The organism is Pseudoxanthomonas sp. SGT-18 (assembly GCF_003931645.1).
GTDB lineage: Bacteria > Pseudomonadota > Gammaproteobacteria > Xanthomonadales > Xanthomonadaceae > Pseudoxanthomonas.
The window spans coordinates 173,319-190,499 of sequence record NZ_RRYJ01000001.1; the positions used below are offsets into that span (position 1 = coordinate 173,319).

19 protein-coding genes and 1 tRNA gene are annotated in these 17,181 nt (G+C 71.1%); 13 read left to right on the plus strand and 7 right to left on the minus strand.

The window, feature by feature from the left end:
- Nucleotides 1–89: 89 nt before the first annotated feature.
- From atpG to EIM47_RS00830, 7 genes are all read left to right on the plus strand, one after another.
- On the plus strand, nt 90–953 hold the full coding sequence (atpG, locus tag EIM47_RS00800; RefSeq protein ID WP_019398221.1) for a F0F1 ATP synthase subunit gamma: 864 nt from the start codon (nt 90–92) through the stop codon (nt 951–953).
- A 97-nt stretch (nt 954–1,050) separates the two neighbouring features.
- Complete coding sequence (gene atpD / locus EIM47_RS00805; protein WP_019398222.1) at nt 1,051–2,448, plus strand: F0F1 ATP synthase subunit beta; 1,398 nt, start codon at nt 1,051–1,053, stop codon at nt 2,446–2,448.
- Between the two features lie 38 nt (nt 2,449–2,486).
- Nucleotides 2,487–2,909 carry a F0F1 ATP synthase subunit epsilon gene (locus EIM47_RS00810; RefSeq protein WP_028914471.1) on the plus strand — a complete coding sequence of 141 codons (423 nt, stop codon included), beginning with the start codon at nt 2,487–2,489 and terminating at the stop codon, nt 2,907–2,909.
- A 375-nt stretch (nt 2,910–3,284) separates the two neighbouring features.
- On the plus strand, nt 3,285–4,331 hold the full coding sequence (trpD, locus tag EIM47_RS00815) for an anthranilate phosphoribosyltransferase (protein WP_026010444.1): 1,047 nt from the start codon (nt 3,285–3,287) through the stop codon (nt 4,329–4,331).
- Nucleotides 4,328–4,684 (plus strand): antibiotic biosynthesis monooxygenase, encoded by a 357-nt coding sequence (locus EIM47_RS00820; protein ID WP_019398225.1) that lies wholly within the window; start codon nt 4,328–4,330, stop codon nt 4,682–4,684. The genes trpD and EIM47_RS00820 overlap by 4 nt, the downstream gene beginning before the upstream one ends.
- Nucleotides 4,685–4,763: 79 nt before the next feature.
- The gene (gene trpC, locus EIM47_RS00825; protein ID WP_019398226.1) at nt 4,764–5,558 is read left to right on the plus strand and encodes an indole-3-glycerol phosphate synthase TrpC; all 795 of its coding nucleotides are present in this window, start codon (nt 4,764–4,766) and stop codon (nt 5,556–5,558) included.
- On the plus strand, nt 5,555–6,277 hold the full coding sequence (locus EIM47_RS00830; RefSeq protein WP_028914474.1) for a haloacid dehalogenase-like hydrolase: 723 nt from the start codon (nt 5,555–5,557) through the stop codon (nt 6,275–6,277). The genes trpC and EIM47_RS00830 overlap by 4 nt, the downstream gene beginning before the upstream one ends.
- 18 nt (nt 6,278–6,295) lie before the next feature.
- On the opposite strand, the gene crp is transcribed toward EIM47_RS00830, so the two are convergent.
- Nucleotides 6,296–6,985, minus strand: a complete 690-nt coding sequence (crp, locus tag EIM47_RS00835) for a cAMP-activated global transcriptional regulator CRP (RefSeq protein WP_125075812.1) — start codon at nt 6,983–6,985, stop codon at nt 6,296–6,298.
- Nucleotides 6,986–7,119: 134 nt separating this feature from the next.
- On the opposite strand from crp, the gene speD reads away from it, so the two are divergent.
- On the plus strand, nt 7,120–7,914 hold the full coding sequence (gene speD, locus EIM47_RS00840) for an adenosylmethionine decarboxylase (RefSeq protein WP_024870477.1): 795 nt from the start codon (nt 7,120–7,122) through the stop codon (nt 7,912–7,914).
- 192 nt (nt 7,915–8,106) lie between these two features.
- Complete coding sequence (gene sugE / locus EIM47_RS00845) at nt 8,107–8,424, plus strand: quaternary ammonium compound efflux SMR transporter SugE (protein WP_125075813.1); 318 nt, start codon at nt 8,107–8,109, stop codon at nt 8,422–8,424.
- Between the two features lie 148 nt (nt 8,425–8,572).
- Here the strand turns inward: sugE and coq7 are convergent, their stop codons facing one another.
- The gene (gene coq7 / locus EIM47_RS00850; RefSeq protein WP_028914477.1) at nt 8,573–9,220 is read right to left on the minus strand and encodes a 2-polyprenyl-3-methyl-6-methoxy-1,4-benzoquinone monooxygenase; all 648 of its coding nucleotides are present in this window, start codon (nt 9,218–9,220) and stop codon (nt 8,573–8,575) included.
- A gap of 226 nt (nt 9,221–9,446) precedes the next feature.
- Between coq7 and rplM the strand changes: the two genes are divergently transcribed.
- The 4 genes from rplM to EIM47_RS00870 all read left to right on the plus strand — a co-directional run bounded on the left by rplM (nt 9,447) and on the right by EIM47_RS00870 (nt 11,575).
- The gene (gene rplM, locus EIM47_RS00855; protein WP_019398231.1) at nt 9,447–9,875 is read left to right on the plus strand and encodes a 50S ribosomal protein L13; all 429 of its coding nucleotides are present in this window, start codon (nt 9,447–9,449) and stop codon (nt 9,873–9,875) included.
- 10 nt (nt 9,876–9,885) lie between these two features.
- Nucleotides 9,886–10,278, plus strand: coding sequence for a 30S ribosomal protein S9 (gene rpsI / locus EIM47_RS00860; protein WP_019398232.1), 393 nt, complete (start codon nt 9,886–9,888; stop codon nt 10,276–10,278).
- Nucleotides 10,279–10,382: 104 nt separating this feature from the next.
- A tRNA-Gln gene (locus EIM47_RS00865) sits at nt 10,383–10,457 on the plus strand.
- A gap of 80 nt (nt 10,458–10,537) precedes the next feature.
- Complete coding sequence (locus EIM47_RS00870) at nt 10,538–11,575, plus strand: sensor domain-containing diguanylate cyclase (RefSeq protein ID WP_240626118.1); 1,038 nt, start codon at nt 10,538–10,540, stop codon at nt 11,573–11,575.
- Between the two features lie 4 nt (nt 11,576–11,579).
- Here EIM47_RS00870 and EIM47_RS00875 read toward each other — a convergent pair whose 3' ends face one another.
- Genes EIM47_RS00875 through EIM47_RS00895 form a run of 5 tightly spaced genes read right to left on the minus strand, consistent with a single transcriptional unit; the run spans nt 11,580 to nt 17,032 of the window.
- Complete coding sequence (locus EIM47_RS00875) at nt 11,580–12,311, minus strand: sulfite exporter TauE/SafE family protein (RefSeq protein WP_019398234.1); 732 nt, start codon at nt 12,309–12,311, stop codon at nt 11,580–11,582.
- Complete coding sequence (gene ccoS, locus EIM47_RS00880; RefSeq protein WP_019398235.1) at nt 12,308–12,502, minus strand: cbb3-type cytochrome oxidase assembly protein CcoS; 195 nt, start codon at nt 12,500–12,502, stop codon at nt 12,308–12,310. Before ccoS ends, EIM47_RS00875 begins: the two co-directional genes overlap by 4 nt.
- On the minus strand, nt 12,499–14,961 hold the full coding sequence (locus EIM47_RS00885; RefSeq protein WP_125075814.1) for a heavy metal translocating P-type ATPase: 2,463 nt from the start codon (nt 14,959–14,961) through the stop codon (nt 12,499–12,501). Before EIM47_RS00885 ends, ccoS begins: the two co-directional genes overlap by 4 nt.
- 5 nt (nt 14,962–14,966) lie before the next feature.
- Nucleotides 14,967–15,485, minus strand: coding sequence for a FixH family protein (locus EIM47_RS00890; RefSeq protein WP_019398237.1), 519 nt, complete (start codon nt 15,483–15,485; stop codon nt 14,967–14,969).
- Nucleotides 15,482–17,032, minus strand: a complete 1,551-nt coding sequence (locus tag EIM47_RS00895) for a 4Fe-4S dicluster domain-containing protein (protein WP_125075815.1) — start codon at nt 17,030–17,032, stop codon at nt 15,482–15,484. Before EIM47_RS00895 ends, EIM47_RS00890 begins: the two co-directional genes overlap by 4 nt.
- Between the last annotated feature and the right edge of the window lie 149 nt (nt 17,033–17,181).

The following is a 17,181-nucleotide window of genomic DNA, read 5'->3' on the forward strand; positions in this document are numbered from 1 at the left end:
AGGAAAACAGGGTTCGTGACGGGACACGGGATGCGCCTTCGGCCAATCCCCGTTCCCGAATCCCGAATCCCGGCGAGCGGAGCGAGCTAATGGCAGGCGGCAGGGAAATCAAAACCAAGATCAAGAGCGTGCAGAACACCCGCAAGGTGACCCGCGCGCTGGAGATGGTCTCGGCCTCCAAGATCCGCAAGGCGCAGGATCGGATGCGGACCTCGCGCCCGTACGCGCAGGCGATGAAGCAGGTGATCGGCCACCTGGCCCAGGCCAACACCGATTACCAGCACCCGTTCCTGGTGCAGCGCGAGCAGGTCAAGCGGGTCGGCTACATCGTGGTCTCCTCCGACCGCGGCCTGGCCGGCGGCCTCAACAACAACCTGTTCCGCAAGCTGCTGGGCGAGATCCGCCAGCACAACGAGCAGGGCGTGGAGGTCGACATGGTCACCATCGGCCAGAAGGCGCAGGCCTTCTTCCGCCGGATCAAGGTGAACATGGTCGGCAGCGTCTCCCACCTGGGCGACATGCCGCACCTGGACGACCTGGTCGGCGTGATCAAGGTGATGCTCGACGCGTACACCGAGGGCAAGGTCGACCGCGTGTACGTGGTCTACAACCACTTCGTGAACACGATGAGCCAGAAGGCCACGTTCGACCAGCTGCTGCCGCTGCCGGCGGCGCAGACCGACGTGCCGGCCCACGACTGGGACTACATCTACGAGCCCGACGCGGCCAGCGTGCTGGACCACGTGATCACCCGCTACATCGAGTCCCTGGTCTACCAGGCGGTGCTCGAGAACGTAGCCTCGGAGCACGCGGCGCGCATGGTGGCGATGAAGGCCGCCAGCGACAACGCGACCAAGCTGATCGGCACGCTGAACCTGGTCTACAACAAGGCCCGCCAGGCGGCGATCACCCAGGAAATCTCCGAGATCGTCGGCGGCGCGGCGGCGGTCTGACGCGAACACCAAGCGGCCGCGCCTCCCGGCGGCGGCCATCAGGAAAAACCTTCGGCGACCCGGTCGCGAGAAATTTCAAGAGTCTGAGGAAATCACCATGAGTCAGGGCAAGATCGTTCAGATCATCGGCGCGGTCGTCGACGTCGAGTTCCCGCGCGCGGAAGTGCCGAAGGTGTACGACGCGCTGAAGGTCGAAGGCACCAACATCACCCTGGAAGTGCAGCAGCAGCTGGGCGACGGCGTGGTGCGCGCGATCGCGCTGGGCTCCACCGACGGCCTGAAGCGCAACCTGGTCGCGACCAACACCGGCCGCGCGATCTCGGTTCCGGTCGGCGCCGGCACCCTGGGCCGCATCATGGACGTGCTGGGCAACGCCATCGACGAGGCCGGCCCGGTGCAGGCCTCCGACCACTGGGAGATCCACCGCGCCGCCCCGTCCTACGAGGACCAGTCCTCGGCCACCGAGCTGCTGGAGACCGGCATCAAGGTGATCGACCTGATGTGCCCGTTCGCCAAGGGCGGCAAGGTCGGCCTGTTCGGCGGCGCCGGCGTCGGCAAGACCGTCAACATGATGGAGCTGATCAACAACATCGCCAAGGCGCACTCGGGCCTGTCGGTGTTCGCCGGCGTGGGCGAGCGCACCCGCGAGGGCAACGACTTCTACCACGAGATGAAGGAGTCGAACGTCCTCGACAAGGTGGCGATGGTGTACGGCCAGATGAACGAGCCGCCGGGCAACCGCCTGCGCGTGGCCCTGACTGGCCTGACCATGGCCGAGTACTTCCGCGACGAGAAGGACGCGTCCGGCAAGGGCAAGGACGTGCTGCTGTTCATCGACAACATCTACCGCTACACCCTGGCCGGTACCGAAGTGTCCGCGCTGCTGGGCCGCATGCCGTCGGCGGTGGGCTACCAGCCGACCCTGGCCGAGGAAATGGGCGTGCTGCAGGAGCGCATCACCTCGACCAAGACCGGTTCGATCACCTCGATCCAGGCCGTGTACGTGCCCGCGGACGACCTGACCGACCCGTCGCCGGCCACCACCTTCGCCCACCTGGACGCCACCGTGGTGCTGTCGCGCCAGATCGCCGCGCTGGGCATCTACCCGGCCGTGGACCCGCTGGACTCGACCAGCCGCCAGCTGGACCCGAACGTCATCGGCCACGAGCACTACGACACCGCGCGCCGCGTGCAGGCCACGCTCCAGAAGTACAAGGAGCTGAAGGACATCATCGCGATCCTGGGCATGGACGAGCTGTCGGAAGAGGACAAGCTTGCCGTGTCGCGCGCCCGCAAGATCGAGCGCTTCTTCAGCCAGCCGTTCCACGTGGCCGAGGTGTTCACCGGCTCGCCGGGCAAGTACGTCTCGCTGAAGGACACCATCCGCGGCTTCAAGGGCATCGTGGACGGCGAGTACGACCACCTGCCGGAGCAGGCGTTCTACATGGTCGGCACCATCGAGGAAGCCGTCGAGAAGGCCAAGAAGATCGCCTGAGCGCGGTCTTCCTTGGACACTGAGCACAGCGAGGCAGCATGAGCACCATCCGTTGCGACATCGTCAGCGCCGAGCAGGAGATCTTCCACGGCGAGGCCACCCTGGTCGTGGCCACCGGCGAGCTGGGCGAGCTGGGCATCGCGCCCCGGCACGCGCCCCTGATCACGCGCCTGAAGCCGGGCAAGGTGGTGGTGACGCTGCCGGACGGCTCGCAGCTTGACTTCGCCATCTCCGGCGGCATCCTCGAGGTGCAGCCGCAGGTGGTGACGGTGCTGGCCGACACCGCGATCCGCGCCGAGGACATCGACGAGGCCGCGGTGCGCAAGGCCAAGGAAGAGGCCGAGCGGGTGCTGGCCAACCGCAGCGAGGCGATGGAAGTGGCCGAGGCGCAGCAGCGCCTGGCCGAGGTCACCGCCCAGCTGCAGGCGCTGGAGCGCCTGCGCCGCAACCTCAAGCACTGACGCTGCTCCCGGCCACGGCCGGGCAGGGTTACGCGAACGCCGGCCCCGGGGCCGGCGTTTTGCGTTTGGGGGCCGGGAATGGACCAGGGGCTGGCAAGACTCATGGCCCGCTTGTGGCATGCCCGCGTGCTACAAGCGGCTTCCGGCGCGTCGGGGGGCGTGTGGTCCTGTTCCCGCCCCTGGAGTGGGGCGCCCCGGCAACGGGTATTCCGATGCTCGCAGCCCGGACGAGCGAAGCGGGCCCCGGGAACCGGCTGCGGCAGGCGCCCGGGAGCCCGGCGCGCCATCCCGGATGCGCCCTACGGCCTGTCCCGGGGCCACGCACGCGCCACCGCGATAAACTCGCCCGGGTACCCCCGCACAGCCGCCATGACCATGACCTTCACCCCGCAGGAAGCCCTGCAGCGCACGATCGAACACCGCGAGATCTTCCACGACGAGATGGTCGACCTCATGCGCCAGATCATGGGCGGCGAGGTCTCGCCGGTGATGGCCGCGGCCATCCTCACCGGCCTGCGGGTGAAGAAGGAAACCGTGGGCGAGATCGCCGGCGCGGCCACGGTGATGCGCGAGTTCTCGCGCAAGGTCGAGGTCGCCGACCGCAGCCACCTGGTCGACATCGTCGGCACCGGCGGCGACGGCTCGCGCACCTTCAACATCTCCACCTGCTCGATGTTCGTGGCCGCCGCCGCCGGCGCGCGCGTGGCCAAGCACGGCGGGCGCAGCGTGTCCTCCAGCTCCGGCGCGGCCGACGTGCTGGAGGCGCTGGGCGCGGCGATCGAGCTGCAGCCGGAGCAGGTGGCCGAGTCCATCGCCCGCACCGGCATCGGCTTCATGTACGCGCCCATCCACCACCCGGCGATGAAGGTGGTGGCGCCGGTGCGGCGCGAGATGGGCGTGCGCACGATCTTCAACATCCTCGGGCCGCTGACCAATCCGGCCGGCGCGCCGAACATCCTGATGGGCGTGTTCCATCCGGACCTGGTCGGCATCCAGGCGCGCGTGCTGCAGGAGCTGGGCGCCGAGCGCGCCCTGGTGGTGTGGGGCCGCGACGGCATGGACGAGATCTCGCTGGGCGCGGCCACCCTGGTCGGCGAGCTGCGCGACGGCAAGGTGCGCGAATACGACATCCACCCGGAGGACTTCGGCATCGCCATGTCCGCCAGCCGCAACCTCAAGGTGGCCGATGCGGCGCAGTCGCGCGGCATGCTGCTGGCGGTGCTGGACGGCGCCCCCGGCCCGGCGCGCGACATCGTCCTGCTCAACGCCGCCGCCGCGCTGTACGTGTCCGGCGTGGCCGAGGACATCCCCGACGGCATCGGCCGCGCGCGGCAGGCGATCGACTCCGGTGCCGCCCGCGCGGCGCTGGACCGCTACGTCCAGACCAGCCGCGCGCTGGCCGCGGAGGCGGCCCCGGCATGAGCGAGGGACGCTTCGCCACGCTGCCGGCACCGCCGTACTACATGGTGGTGTTCGCCTCGCAGCGCAACGACGCCGACCCGGAGGAATACGCCGCCGCCGCGGAGCGCATGGTGGCACTGGCGCGCCGGCAGCCCGGTTTCCTGGGCGTGGAGTCGGTGCGTGGCGCCGACGGCTTCGGCATCACCGTGTCGTACTGGGAAAGCGAGGCGGCGATCGCCGCCTGGCGCGCGCACGCCGAGCACGCGGAGATCCGCCGCCACGGCCGTGCCCACTGGTACGAGCGCTACGAGCTGCGCGTGGGCAGGGTCGAGCGCGCCTGCGGCTACCGCGCCGGCGTGCCCGCCGCCGACTGAACGGCGCCGGGCCGCGCCCGGCTCATGCGAGAATGCCGGTCCCGGCCCCGGCCGGGGTGCCGCGCCATACAGGGACCCCATGAGCGACATCCTGCAGACCATCCTGGCCCGCAAGGCCGAAGAAATCGCCGAGCGCCGCGCGCGCCTGCCGCTGGCCGAGGTGGCTGCCCGCGCCCGCGATGCCGGGCCGGTGCGCGGCTTCGCCGCGGCCCTGCAGGCCGCCATCGCCCAGGGCGACCCGGCGGTGATCGCCGAGATCAAGAAGGCCAGCCCGTCCAAGGGCGTGATCCGCCCGGACTTCCGCCCGGACGAGATCGCCGTCAGCTACGAGTTCGGCGGCGCCTCCTGCCTGTCGGTGCTGACCGACGTGGACTTCTTCCAGGGCGCGGACCAGTACCTGCAGCAGGCGCGCGCGGCCTGCACCCTGCCGGTGCTGCGCAAGGACTTCACCATCGATCCCTACCAGGTGCACGAGGCGCGCATGCTCGGCGCCGACTGCATCCTGCTGATCGTGGCCGCGCTGTCCGACGAGCAGCTGGCCGAGCTCTCCGGCACCGCGCTGGAACTGGGCATGGACGTGCTGGTCGAGGTCCACGACATCGACGAGCTGGAGCGCGCGATCCAGGTGCCGGTGCCGCTGGTGGGCATCAACAACCGCAACCTGCGCAGCTTCGAGGTGTCGCTGGACGTGACCCTGGGCATGAAGGACGCCGTGCCGCGCGACCGCCTGCTGGTCACCGAGAGCGGCATCCTCGGCCCGGCCGACGTGGCCCTGATGCGCCAGGCCGGGGTCCACGCGTTCCTCGTCGGCGAGGCCTTCATGCGCGCCGAGGAGCCGGGCGAGGCCCTGCGCCAGCTGTTCTTCGAAGCATGAGTACCTGGCCCGAACCCAAGGCCGACGCGCCACTGGTGGTGTTCGACTTCGACCACACCCTGTACGACGGCGACTCCGGCAGCCACCTGTTCGCCTGGCTGATCCGCCGCAGCTGGCTGCGCACCCTGGTGGCGCTGCTGGCCACGCCGGTGCTGGGGCCGATGGTGGCGTTCCTGCCGACCCGGCGCTGGGGCATCTCCGGCTACGCCTGGATCGGCAGCTTCGGCATGCACCGGGTGCGCGAGTTCGACCGGGTGATCGACCGCTACGTGGCCACCCACCGCGAGGAGATCGCCGCGCGCCTGCTGCCGACCGCGCTGGAGGTGTTCGCCAACCACCGCGCCCGCGGCGACCGCGTGGTCGTGGCCACCGGCGCGCCGCCGGAACTGGCGCGGGCGATCCTGGGCTTCGTCGCCCACGCCGACGTGCCGGTGGTGGGCACCGAGGTCGGGCCGCGCCTGGGCGGGGTCAAGGCCACCCGCCACTGCCACAACCGCGAGAAGGTGCGGATGCTGCGCGAGCGCGGCTATGGCGACATCGACATGGCCTACAGCGACAGCACCGCCGACCTGCCGCTGCTGCAGGCCGCGCGCCAGCCGGTGGTGGTCAATCCCAAGCGCGGGCGCGAGGCGTTCTTCCGGCAGGTGCTGCCGGCCGGGACGCCGATCCTCAACTGGGGCTGCAAGGACCGCGGCGGCGAGGCACCGCCCCGGGCCTGATCCACTGAACGGTTAAGTTCAGCGCGTGCCGTAGACCACGACGGTCTTGCCGCGCGCATGCAGCAGGCCGTCGGCCTGCAGCTTCTTCAGCACGCGGCCGGCCATCTCGCGCGAGCAGCCGACCAGGCGCGCCAGCTCCTGGCGCGAGACCCGCAGCTGGGTGCCCTGCGGGTGCGACATGGCGTCCGGCTCGCGGGCCAGGTCGTGCAGGGTGCGCACGATGCGGTCGGTGACGTCGAGGAAGGCCAGGCGGCTGGCCTTGCGGCTGGTGGTCAGCAGGCGCCGCGACAGCTGCACGCCGATCGAGTACAGCAGGCGCGGGGCGTCGGCCGCCAGCGAGCCCAGCATCAGCTGCTGCAGGCGCTCGTAGCTGATCTCGGCCAGTTCGCAGGCCGCGCGGGTGCGGAGGATCACCTCGCGGCTGTCGGTCTCGATGAACAGGCCCATCTCGCCGACGAACTCGCCCGGGCCGTAGTAGCCCAGGACCAGTTCGCGGCCATCGTCTTCCTCGGCGATGATGCTGACCGAGCCGCTGACCACGTAGTACAGGGTCCCGGCGGGGTCGCCAGGCCTGAACACGTCGGTGCGGTTGGGGTAACGTCGGCGCTGGCAGTGGACGAGGAATCGGTCGACGACGGTCTGGTCCAGCGACAGGGGGCTGGTGGCAAAACGCGCGGGAGACACGGCGGCAGGATTCCTGACGTTCATGAATTGGGGGTATGGGGCAAGCGAAGGGTACCCCCGTGTCGCCCGGGGGGCAAACTCCGGTTCACGGAGCGTATCCCCCTTCATCGGCTTTGCCGCATAATGGCGCGTTTCCCACCCCCAGAGGCATGACCGCCGTGGTCAAACCCCTGCCGCGCCTGAGGCTGCAAGGCTTCAACAACCTGACCAAAGCGCTGAGCTTCAACATCTACGACGTCTGCTACGCGGTCTCGGAGGACGAGCGCCAGCGTTACATCGAGTACATCGATGAGGCGTACAACGCCGACCGCCTGACCCAGATCCTGACCGACGTGGCCCGGATCATCGGCGCCAACATCCTGAACGTGGCCCGCCAGGACTACGACCCGCAGGGTGCCTCGGTGACCATCCTCATCTCCGAGGAGCCGGTGATCGACAAGAAGCAGGCCGGCAAGGAGGTCATCTCCGACGCGGTGGTGGCGCACATGGACAAGAGCCACATCACCGTCCACACCTACCCGGAGACGCACCCGCAGAACGGCATCGCGACCTTCCGCGCGGACATCGACGTGGCCACCTGCGGCGTGATCTCGCCGCTGAAGGCGCTGAACTACCTGATCGAGAGCTTCGAGTCCGACATCGTGGTGATGGACTACCGCGTGCGCGGCTTCACCCGCGACATCAAGGGCAAGAAGCACTACATCGACCACAAGATCAACTCGATCCAGGACTTCCTGGCCAAGAACATCCGTTCGCGCTACGAGATGATCGACGTGAACGTGTACCAGGAGAACATCTTCCACACGAAGATGCACCTGAAGGAGTTCGACCTGGACACCTACCTGTTCGAGGAGAAGGCGCGCAACCTCTCGTTCAAGGAGCGCATGCGCATCGAGGCGCTGCTCAAGCGCGAGATCGAGGAACTGTTCCACGGCCGCAACCTGGTCGAGTAACCGCGCGGTTACTCGCGGTTACACGCGGTTACACGCGGTTGCAGCGGTGCCGGGCACACTGGCCTGGCATGGAAAACAAGGCGGGACGACCCGCCCGCGGCAGGCGCCGCGAACGCGGGACCGACGGCGGTCCGGAACCTGGTTCCGGGCCGCTTTTGCATTGCGGCCCGGGCGAATCGCAAGGAGATCGAGATGTCCTGGATCCTGCTCGTACTGGCTGGCCTGCTGGAAGTGGTGTGGGCCGTCGGCCTGAAGTACTCGCACGGCTTCACCCGGCTCACGCCCAGCCTGGTCACCGTGGTGGCCATGCTCGGCAGCTTCTGGCTGCTGGCCACCGCGTTGAAGACGATCCCGTTGGGCACCGGCTACGCGGTGTGGGTGGGCATCGGCGCGGTCGGCACCGCCCTGCTGGGCATGCTGGTGTTCAAGGAGCCGGCGACCACCGCGCGGCTGCTGTGCATCGGCCTGATCGTGGCCGGGATCGCCGGCCTCAAGCTCACCAGCGCCTGAGCGCCCGCGCCGGGAGCGGGCCAGGGCGTTGGCACGGGGGAGTACGTGGACACGCGCCGGTGGCCTGTCATCCGCCGCACCCCGGATGCGCTGTGCCTGCCCGGGCTACGGATCAACCCCCGATCACCAATCACCAATCCCGGATCCATCAGATCCGGTACGCCACCAGCTTCATGAACTTCGAGGCCAGGGCCATCGCCTGCGGAATCGGCGGCGGCAGCACCCGCGCGCCGGCGTGCTCGGCGTTGTCGGCGTGGCGCGCCTCGTCCTCCTTCATCACCCGGATGATCTCGCGGCTGCGCTGGTCGCCCGGCGGCAGGCTGTCCAGGTGCTCGTCCAGGTGGGCTTCGACCTGGCGCTCGGTCTCGACCACGAAGCCCAGGTTCCAGCCGTCGCCGCGCAACCCGGCCAGCGAGCCGATGGCGTAGCTGCCGGCGTACCACAGCGGGTTGAACAGGCTGGGGCGGCTGTCCAGCTCGCGCAGCCGCTGCGCGCACCAGGCCAGGTGGTCGGTCTCCTCCTGGGCCGCGTCCAGCAGGTGCTGGCGGGTGGCCGGGTCGCGTGCCACGGCGGCCTGGCCGAAGTACAGGCCCTGGGCGCAGACCTCGCCGACGTGGTTGATCCGCATCAGGCCGGCGGCATGGCGGCGCTCGGCCCGCGGCAGCACCGGGTCCCCGGCGCGGGCCGGGCAGGGGCGGGACGCCGGCGGATCGCCCAGGGTGGTCTCCAGCGCGCGCTGGACCTCGACCAGGACGCGGTCCAGGGGGGAGAGCTGGCGGGCGGCGACGGACGACATGGGCGAACCTCCTGCGTGGAACGGGGGATTGTCGGCCGGCCCGCGGGCGTCGCCAAGTGAAGCCGCCCCCCGGACGCGGCGCCTGCGGCCGGAGTACCCGGCGGCTTGCGCCGGACCGCGCGGATGCGCTACCATCCCGCGTCTTTGCTGCACCCTTCACAACGCGAGGCAAAGTTCCGTCCGGGCAATCCGGTGCGGAATCCGCCCGACCAACCTTCGAGTCCCCATGAAGACCTTCATCGCCAAGTCCGAGACCGTCCAGCGCGACTGGTATCTCGTCGACGCCTCCGGCAAGACCCTGGGCCGCCTGGCCGCCGAGCTTGCCCACCGCCTCCGCGGCAAGCACAAGCCCACCTACACCCCTCACGTTGACACCGGCGACTACCTGGTCGTGATCAACGCCGAGAAGATCGCCGTCACCGGCAAGAAGCTGCAGGACAAGATGTACCACCGCTTCACCGGGTACGTCGGCAACCTGAAGAGCGAGACCCTCGCCCAGGCGCTGGAGCGCCACCCGGAGCGCGTGATCGAGATCGCGGTCAAGGGCATGCTGCCCAAGGGCCCGCTGGGCCGCGCGATGTACCGCAAGCTCAAGGTCTATTCCGGTTCCGAACACCCGCACGCGGCGCAGCAGCCGAAGCCGCTGGAAATCTGAGGCACACACGATGGCTACCACGCAAAACTACGGCACCGGCCGTCGCAAGTCCTCCACCGCCCGCGTGTTCCTGCGCAAGGGCAGCGGCAACATCACCGTCAACGGCCGTCCGCTGGACGAGTTCTTCGGCCGTGAGACCGCGCGCATGATCGTGCGCCAGCCGCTGGAGCTGACCCAGACCACCGACAAGTTCGACGTCGTCGTCACCGCCAGCGGCGGCGGCACCACCGGCCAGGCCGGTGCGATCCGCCTGGGCATCGCCCGCGCCTTGGTCGAGTACGACGAGTCGCTGAAGTCCGACCTGCGCAAGGCCGGCTTCATGACCCGCGACGCCCGCGAGGTCGAGCGCAAGAAGGTCGGCCTGCACAAGGCCCGCCGCGCCACGCAGTTCTCCAAGCGCTGATCCGGCGCCTGGAGGGGATCCGGCACGCGCTGCGGTGCGTGCCGGTTCCACCGCCGGTGGTGTTGCATCCGCACCGGCACCTGGGGTTATAATCTCCAGCCCACAGCCCCGTCGCCAAGTGGTAAGGCACCTGACTCTGACTCAGGCATTCGGTGGTTCGAATCCATCCGGGGCTGCCAAATTCGAGATCGAGAAAGCCCGGCCCTCAAGCCGGGCTTTTTCGTGCCGATGGAACCATGGTTTGCAGCGGACGCACGCCATGCCCGACAACCCGGGCAATGCAGGAAGCTCCCTGGCGCGATTCGTCAGGCACACCGCCCTGATGCGGGCGCTGGGCTTTGTCGCCGGAGCCTTCGGCGTGGCCTCCGCGCTGGCCGGGCAGGGCCATCCGGCCTGGGTACTGGCGGTGGTGTGGCTCAACGCGGTGTGCTGGCCGCTGCTGGCCTGGCGCCTGGTCGACGTATCCCTGCAACCCCTGCGCACCGAGTACCGCAGCCTGCTGGTCGACACCGGCATGGCCGGGTTCTGGATGGCCATGACCGGCTTCGACCTGGTGCCTACGGCGATGATGCTGGCGATGATGATGATGGACCGCCTGATCGCCGGCGGCTGGGGCCTGGCCCTGCGCGCGTTCGCGACGATGGCCGCGGCCGCCCTGCTGACCTGGATCGCGCGCGGCTTCCCGTTCCACCCCCATACCAGCTTCCGCACCATGCTCTGGTGCATGCCGTTCTTCGTGCTCTACCCGCTGGCGATCGGTGCGGTGGCCTGGCGCCTGACCGAGCACGTGCGCGTGCGCAAGCGCGAGCTGGAGCAGGATTCGCGCATCGACCCGCAGACCGGTCTGGCCACGCGCCGGCAGTGGCAGGCACAGGTGGCCGCCGAGGTGCGGCGCTACCGGCGCTACGGCACGGTGGCCTCGCTGATGATGGTGGACATCGACCACTTCAAGCAGGTCAACGACGCCGCCGGCCACCTGGCCGGCGACGAAGTGATCCGCAAGGTCGCCGCCTGCGTGCTGGACAGCCTGCGCGGCGGCGACGCCGCCGGCCGCTTCGGCGGCGACGAGTTCGGCGTGCTGCTCCCCGGCACCGCGCGCGAGGCCGCGCTGGACCTGGCCCGGCGCCTGGCCGACGCGGTGCGGGCCTGCGTGCTGGGCGGCGGCCGGCCAGTGACCCTGAGCATCGGCGTGGCCCAGATCGGGCCGGGGCTGGATGATTTCGAAGCCTGGACCGGGGCGGCCGACGCCGCCCTGTACCGGGCCAAGCTCGCCGGCCGCGACTGCGTGCGCGACTGAGCGCTCAGCCGCCCGCCGGGCGGCAACCCAGCGCCGCCAGCGGGCCGTGCAGCGCCGGCACCTGCATCAGCCAGGGCGCGGCCATGGTCAGCAGGCCCGCGCACAGCACCAGCAGGGCGAGCGAAGTGCGCAGCGCCGGGCGCTGCAGCCAGCGCCCGACCCGCGCCCCGCTCCAGGTCAGCGGCAGCATCACCGGCAGCGTGCCCAGGCCGAACGCGGCCATCACCAGCGCCCCGCCGGCGGCGCTGGCCTGCAGCCAGGCCACGGTCAGCAGGCCCAGGCTCAGGCCACACGGCATCCAGCCCCACAGCGCGCCCAGCGCCAGCCGCTTCCAGCTGCGGTCGGCGGGAACCAGGTGCCGGCGCAGCGGCTGCAGCCAGCGCCAGGCCTGGATCCCGGGCCTGGCCAGCAGGTCCAGGCGCCCGCCGCGGTCGAGCAGGCGCAGGGCGACCAGCACCAGGGCCAGGCCGGCGGCCATGCGCAGGCCCAGGGCCAGGGCCTCGATCCGCAGCAGCCGCAGCACGCCGCCGCCCAGGCCGCCGACCAGGGCACCGGCCAGCACGTAGCCGAGGATGCGGCCGGCATTGGCCTGCCAGGCCACGCGGTGCGCGGGGCCGGCGGCCATGGCGTGGAAGCCGGTGGCGATGCCGCCGCACATCACCGCGCAGTGCAGGCCGCCAAGCAGCCCGGCGGTGAGCGCCGCCAGCAGGGTCGGCAGGTCGACCGGCAGGATCATGGCGCCGGCCGGTCGCCGTCCCCGCGCGGTTGCCCGCGCGGCGGGGCCGGGCGGTCGTTGTCCTCGAGGATGTCCAGGGCGGGGGTGTCGAGGTCGTCGAACTGGCCGCGCTTGACCGCCCAGACGAAGGCGGCGATGGCCACGCCCAGCAGCACCAGGCTGATCGGGATCAGCAGCAGCAGGATCCTCATGCGCGGGCCTCGCGGGTGGTGGCGGTACCGCCATTGTCGCCGCTGGCGGACGTCGGCGCGCGCCGGGCCAGGCGCAGCGCGTTGAGGGTCACCAGCAGCGAGGACAGGGCCATGCCCAGCGCCGCCAGCCACGGGGTGACCAGCCCGGCGGCGGCCAGCGGGATCGCCAGCACGTTGTAGGCGGCGGCCCAGGCCAGGTTCTGGCGGATGATGGCGCGGGTGCGGCGGGCCAGCGATACCGCCGCCGGGATGCGCAGCAGGCCCTCGCCGGTGGTCACCAGGTCGGCGGCGCGGTGGGCGAGCGAGGCGCCCTGGCCCATGGCGATGGAGACGTCGGCGCCGGCCAGCACCGGGGCGTCGTTGAGGCCGTCGCCGACCATGGCCACGATCCGGCCCCCGGCCTGCAGGCGGCGCACCAGGGCCAACTTGTCCTCCGGCGACTGCCGCGCATGGCGCGCGTCCAGGCCCAGCGCCGACGCCAGCCGCGCCACCGCGGCCTCGCCGTCGCCGCTGGCCAGGTGCAGGCGCAGGCCCTGCGCGCGCAGCGCGGCCAGCGCGGCGGCGGCATCGGCGCGGGCGCGTTCCTCGAGCACGAAGCGCGCGGCCGCGTGCTGGCCGTCGCCCAGCCACAGGGCACCGTCGTCTTCGCGGCCGGCGGCGAAATCGGCGCGGCCCAGGCGCCAGGCGCGGGCGCCGACCACGCCCTGCACCCCGCGGCCGGGCAGGGTTTCCACCGCGCTCGCGGCCAGTGGCGTGGCACCGGCGAAGGCGGCGGCCAGCGGATGCCCGGTATCGCGCTCCAGCGCCGCGGCGATGGCGAGCACGCCGTCGCGGTCCAGCGTGGCGTCCAGCACCTCGACCGAGGCCAGTGCGGGGCGGCCATCGCTGAGGGTGCCGGTCTTGTCGAACACCACGTCGGTGGCGCGGGCCAGGGTGTCCAGTGCGTCCGGACGCATGGCCAGCAGGCCGATCCGCGCCAGTGCGCCATGCGCGGCGGCCAGCGCGGTGGGCACCGACAGCGACAGCGCGCAGGGACAGCTGACCACCAGCAGGGCCAGGGTCACTTCCAGCGCCCGCTCCGGCTGCCAGTGCCACCAGCCGGCGAACACCAGCGCCGCCACCGGCAGCAGCGACATCACGAAGCGGCTGCCGATGCGGTCGGCCACCCGCGCCAGCGCCGGGCGGTGCGCCTGGGCCTGCTCGACCAGGCGGGCCAGCTGCGACAGCCGGGTGGCGGTGCCGGTGCAGGTCACCCGCAGGCGGGCCGGGCGCTCGCGGCAGATGGTGCCGGCGTAGACGGTTTCGCCGGCGGTGCGGCGCACCGGGGCCGACTCGCCAGTCAGCAGTGCTTCCTCGAACCAGGCCTCGGCGCTGTCGCCATCGGCCAACAGCACGCCGTCGGCCGGCACCGCCTCGCCGGCGGCCACGCAGGCCACGTCCCCGGGCGCCAGCGCCGCCAGCGGCACGGTCTCGCGGCGGCCGTCGGCCAGTTCGCGGGTGGCGAAGGCCGGGCGCGCACGGGCCAGTGCGTCGACCTGGGCCGAGGCCACGCTGCGCGCGCGCTGCTCGAGCATGCGCGCGGCCAGCAGCAGGAACACGAACATCACCGCCGCGTCGTACCAGACGTGCGGGCCGCCGCGGATGGTTTCCACCAGGCTGGCGAAGTAGGCCAGCAGGGTCGAGCTGGCGATCAGGAAATCCATGCCCAGGCGGCGCTGGCGCAGCTCGCGCGCGGCGCCGGCCAGGAACGGCCAGCCGGAGTAGAACACCACCGGCGCGCACAGCAGGAAGGTCAGCCAGCGGAAGAAGTCGCGGGTCGCCTCCGGCATGGTGCTGTCGAAGTCCAGGTACAGGGCCTCGGCCATCATCATCGCCTGCAGCATGCCCAGTCCGGCGATGCCCAGGCGCAGCAGCCAGCGCCGGCGTTCGCGCGTGCGTTCCCGCTCCAGCGCCTCGCTGCCGGCCAGGTAGGGCCGGTAGCCGAGCATGGCCAGGCGCCGCAGCGGCACCGACAAAGCAGTACGCGAAGGGTCCCAGGTGATGCGGATGCGACCGGTCACGGCATTGGCGCTGCAGTCGACCACGCCCGGCTCGCGCGCAAGCGCGCGGTCGATCAGCCAGGCGCAGGCGGCGCAGCGCATGCCGTCGGTGAGCAGGGTGATCTCGCGGCCGCCCTCGACCGGCCGGCTGTGCTCGGCCTGGATGTCGGGCCGGTCCCAGACCGCCAGGTCGGGCAGTTCGTCGCCCACCTTGCCGGCGGCGGCGCTGCGCAGGCGGTAGTAGCCGTCCAGGTCGGCCTGGGCGATCCATTCGGCGGCCGCGGCGCAGCCCTCGCAGCAGAAGGAACGGGCCTGGCCGTCGAGTTCGACCACGCAGGGGTTGGCCGGCAGGGCCTCGCCGCAGTGGTGGCAGTGGCCGCTGGTGGAAGCGGCAGCCGGCATGGCCAGGGCAGCCGCCATGGCGCTCAGCCCTGGCCGCCGCCCAGCGCCGGCGCCAGCCGCGTGGCGTGCTGATCCTTCGGCAGCCGGCCTTGCAGGCGCCAGCTGCCGTCGGCCGCGCGCAGGCGCGCGATCCAGTCGTGCGAGCCGTCCACCGCCTGCTCGGTGCGCCAGCCCGGGCCGTGCGGCTGCAGTTCCAGCTGCAGGTCGCGGGCCTGGGTGGTCGGGTGCTCCAGGTGCAGCCGCAGCGGCGCGGCGCGGTCGAACTTGCCGGTGGCCGGCAGCACCTCGACGATGCCGTCCTCCACCCGCAGCACCGCGCTCAGGCCCAGCTTCTTCGCCTGCGCGTCCGGGCCCAGGTCGGCGGTCTGGATCTGCGAGACCCGGCGCACCGGGTCGGTCACCACGTCGGCGCCGCCGGAGCGCACCGAGACCACCACCAGGCCCACGCCGGCGACGATCGACAGCAGCGGCAGCCCGATGACCAGCCACAGCACGGGGTTGCGCCAGGCCGGGGAATCCTTGTGCGGGTTGGGCTCGTTCATTGGACCGGTCCGAAGAAGCTGCTGTCGATGATGCGCCTTTCGCTGCCATCGATGCTCTCGACGACGAACCGCAGCTCGTGGCGGCCGGCGGGGATGCCCTCGTCGGCGACCACGCTGACCGCCACCGGCACCACCTGCTCCGGCCCGGCGGCGACCTCGCCGGCGCCGGCCAGGCGCAACGGGGCGTCGGTCTCGAGGCTGATGCGGTAGCGCTGTTCCTGCTGGCTCTTGTTCACCAGCTTGAGCGTGTAGTCGTTGGCGACGCCTTCGTCGCCGAGCTGGCGGTAGAGTGCGTTGCGGTCGCGCAGCACTTCGACGATCAGCTCGCTGCGGTTGGCCACGCCCCAGGCCCAGGCCGCGCACAGGCCCAGCAGCACCAGCCCGTAGACCAGGATGCGCGGGCGCAGCACCCGGGTGGGCTTGCCGTCGATGCCGTTCTGGGTGGCGTAGCGGATCAGGCCGCGCGGGTAGCCCATCTTGCCCATGACCTCGTCGCAGGCGTCGATGCAGGCGCCGCAGGCGATGCACTCGTACTGCAGGCCGTTGCGGATGTCGATGCCGGTCGGGCAGACCTGCACGCAGATGGTGCAGTCGATGCAGTCGCCCAGTTCCTCGGGGGCGAACTTCGGCAGCGGCTCGGGCTTCTGGCCGACGCCGGCCAGGGTGATGGTGCCGCGCGCCTGGGCGCGGTTGTCGGCCGCGGTCGGGTGCGCGCTGGCGCGGAACACGTAGTCGTAGGCGGTCTTCGGGTCCAGCAGGCCGCGCGCGCGCTCGAGCACGCTGCCCAGCCCGCGCTTGCGCGGGCCGCGCGGCTCGCCGCGCATCGGGTCGTAGGCGATCAGCAGTGTGTTGCGGTCGAACATCGCGCTCTGGAAGCGCGCGTACGGGCACATGTACTTGCACACCTGCTCGCGCAGGAAGCCGGCGTTGCCCCAGGTGGCCAGGGCGTAGAAGAACACCCAGAAGGTCTCCCAGCCGCCCAGCTCGAACGGGAACATGCGGGCGCCGAGGTCGCGGATCGGGGTGAAGAAGCCGACGAAGGTGAAGCCGGTCCACAGCGCGAACGCCAGCCACAGCGCGTGCTTGGCGCCCTTGCGCAGGATCTTCTCGCGGTTCCAGGGGCCGGCGTCGAGCTTCATGCGCTTGGGCCGGTCGCCCTCGGTCCAGCGCTCCATCCACAGGAACACCTCGGTCCACACCGTCTGCGGGCAGGCGTAGCCGCACCACAGGCGGCCGGCCAGGGCGGTGAAGAAGAACAGCGCGAACGCGGCGATGATCAGCAGCAGGGCCAGGAACAGGAAGTCCTGCGGCCAGAACGCCAGGCCGAACACGTAGAACTTGCGCGCCGGAAGGTCGAACAGCACCGCCTGGCGCCCGTCCCACTTCAGCCAGGGGAACAGGTAGAACATGCCCAGCAGCCACACCACCGCGGCCACGCGCAGGCGGTTGAAGCGGCCGGAGACGTCGCGCGGGTAGACCTTGCGCTCGCTGACGTAGAAGGAGTTGCCCTGGTCGTCGACCACGTCCAGGGGAATGCGCTTGCTCACGGAGTCCACCGTACGCCGGCGGCGTGGCAAGGAAGGGAAAGGATGCGTTCTTGGGCAGTCATGGCGTTTGCTTGGCCGCGTCCGCGGCGTGGCGTGCGGGGGAGTCCGCCGCATGTCCCAGTATCCGCATCCGGTCCGCGCGCGAAAGC